The sequence below is a fragment of the Pseudoalteromonas sp. SIMBA_162 genome (genome assembly GCF_046535955.1).
Lineage (GTDB): Bacteria > Pseudomonadota > Gammaproteobacteria > Enterobacterales > Alteromonadaceae > Pseudoalteromonas > Pseudoalteromonas marina.
This window is the reverse complement of the sequence record NZ_JAWJBQ010001169.1, coordinates 1-238: the sequence shown is the minus strand read 5'-3', so window position 1 is coordinate 238 and position 238 is coordinate 1. Positions and strand designations below refer to the sequence as shown.

The 238-nt window shown below is 47.9% G+C and carries 1 pseudogene; it reads right to left on the bottom strand.

Annotation, left to right across the window (positions count from 1 at the left end):
* Positions 1 to 46: 46 nt before the first annotated feature.
* Positions 47 to 238, bottom strand: a pseudogene (locus tag R0J88_RS23360) (S-(hydroxymethyl)glutathione dehydrogenase); the annotation flags it as partial.

Here is a 238-nt window from a genome sequence, read left to right as displayed (position 1 = left end):
AAAAAATTCAGGAAAGTGCCAGCGGTGAAATCCGCTGGCCAATGAATCAGTTATCACCAAAATGGATAACAGTACGGATGGATTTACCCTGATGCATTAAATCGAACGCTTCGTTAATCTGCTCCAGTGGCAGGCGATGCGTAATAAACGGATCTAACTGAATTTTTCCGCTCATTGCTTCTTCGACCATACCCGGCAACTGAGTGCGCCCTTTTACGCCGCCAAACGCGGAACCGCG